Here is a 1,850-nt window from a genome sequence, read left to right as displayed (position 1 = left end):
CGTGTCCTCCGACATCGTCACCGACCCCGCGTCCTGCATCTACGACTCGGGTCTGACCAAGGTCTTCGGCAACCAGGTCAAGGTCGTCGGCTGGTACGACAACGAGTGGGGTTACTCCAACCGCCTGGTCGACCTCACCGCACTGGTGGGCTCGAAGCTCTGATGCGTTCCGTCGACGACCTCATCGGCGAGGGCGTCTCCGGTCGGCGTGTGCTCGTCCGCACCGACCTGAACGTCCCGCTGGACAAGCAGACCGGCGCGATCACCGATGACGGCCGGATCCGGGCGAGCCTGCCCACCCTGCAGGCTCTCCGCGACGCCGGCGCCAAGGTGATCGTCGCGGCCCACCTCGGCCGGCCCAAGGGCACGCCGGACCCGCAGTTCTCCCTCGCACCGGTGGCGGCGCGGCTGGGCGAGTTGCTGGGGACGACCGTGACGCTGGCCGCCGACGTGGCCGGCGCCGACGCGCAGGCGAAGGCCGCCGCCCTGGGCGACGGCGACGTCCTGCTGCTGGAGAACGTCCGCTTCGAGGCGGCCGAGACGTCCAAGGACGACGCCGAGCGGGGGGCGCTGGCCGACCGGCTGGCGGCCCTCGCCGACGTCTACGTGGACGACGCGTTCGGCGCCGTGCACCGCAGGCACGCCTCGGTCGCCGATGTCGCCGAGCGGCTGCCGCACGCGGCCGGGCGCCTGGTGGCCCGCGAGCTCGAGGTGCTCACCCGGCTGACCTCGGACCCCGAGCGGCCCTACGTCGTCGTCCTCGGCGGCTCGAAGGTGAGCGACAAGCTGGCCGTCATCGAGGCGCTGCTTCCCAAGGTCGACCGGCTCCTGGTCGGCGGCGGCATGTGCTTCACGTTCCTTGCCGCTCAGGGGCACGGAGTGGGGAGCTCACTGCTGGAGGCCGACCAGGTCGAGACCTGCGCCCGGCTGCTGGCCGAGGCCGGCGACCGCATCGTGCTGCCGGTCGACATCGTCTGCGCCGATCGGTTCGCCGCCGACGCCGAGGTCAGCGTGACGCCGGCCGACGCCATCCCGGACGACCTGATGGGGCTGGACGTCGGCCCGCTCACCGTCGACCTGTTCACCGCGGAGCTCGTCGATGCGCGGACGGTCTTCTGGAACGGGCCGATGGGCGTCTTCGAGCTGGCGCCGTTCGCGGCCGGCACGCGGGGCGTCGCCGAGGCCGTGTCCGCCGTCGAGGGGCTCTCGGTCGTCGGCGGTGGGGATTCCGCTGCCGCCGTCCGCCAGCTCGGCCTGGACGAGACCTCCTACGGGCACATCAGTACCGGCGGCGGCGCGTCGCTGGAGTACCTGCAGGGCCGGGACCTTCCGGGTCTCGCGGTTCTGGCGGACGGGACGGGTTCCTGACATGGCACGTAAGAACGCCACTCCGCGCCGCGGCGCCTTCCAGGGCGGGGACCGGCGCACGCTGATCGCCGGCAACTGGAAGATGCACATGACGCACCTGGACGCGATCGGCCTGGTGCAGAAGCTGGCCTTCACCGTGCCCGGCCCGGTCCTCGACACCGTCGACGCCGTCGTCCTGCCCCCGTTCACCGCTCTGCGCAGCGTCCAGACGCTGGTCACCGGGGACAAGCTGGCCGTCGGCTACGGCGCCCAGGACGTCTCCGCGCACGACTCCGGCGCCTACACCGGCGAGGTCAGCGGCGGGATGCTGGCCGCGCTCGCCTGCCAGTACGTCACCGTCGGGCACTCCGAGCGGCGGGCGATGCACGCGGAGGACGACGCGGTCGTCGCCACCAAGGCGCAGGCGGCGCTGCGGCACGGCGTCGTTCCGATCGTGTGCGTGGGGGAGGGGCTGGAGATCCGGCAGGCGGGCGAGCACGTGC

At 72.8% G+C, this 1,850-nt stretch carries 2 protein-coding genes and 1 pseudogene; all 3 read left to right on the top strand.

The features are described 5' to 3' along the window. A pseudogene (locus VGD70_RS26605) lies at positions 1-163 on the top strand (type I glyceraldehyde-3-phosphate dehydrogenase); the annotation flags it as partial. Then, positions 163-1,368 carry a phosphoglycerate kinase gene (locus VGD70_RS26600; protein WP_331086006.1) on the top strand — a complete coding sequence of 402 codons (1,206 nt, stop codon included), beginning with the start codon at positions 163-165 and terminating at the stop codon, positions 1,366-1,368. The pseudogene VGD70_RS26605 and the gene VGD70_RS26600, both read left to right, overlap by 1 nt. A gap of 1 nt (position 1,369) precedes the next feature. After that, the coding region (locus VGD70_RS26595) for a triose-phosphate isomerase (RefSeq protein ID WP_331086004.1) at positions 1,370-1,850 on the top strand (481 nt) is incomplete at its 3' end.

Source organism: Actinophytocola sp., assembly GCF_036402745.1.
Taxonomy (GTDB): domain Bacteria; phylum Actinomycetota; class Actinomycetes; order Mycobacteriales; family Pseudonocardiaceae; genus Actinophytocola.
This window is presented reverse-complemented; position numbering and strand designations above follow the sequence as displayed.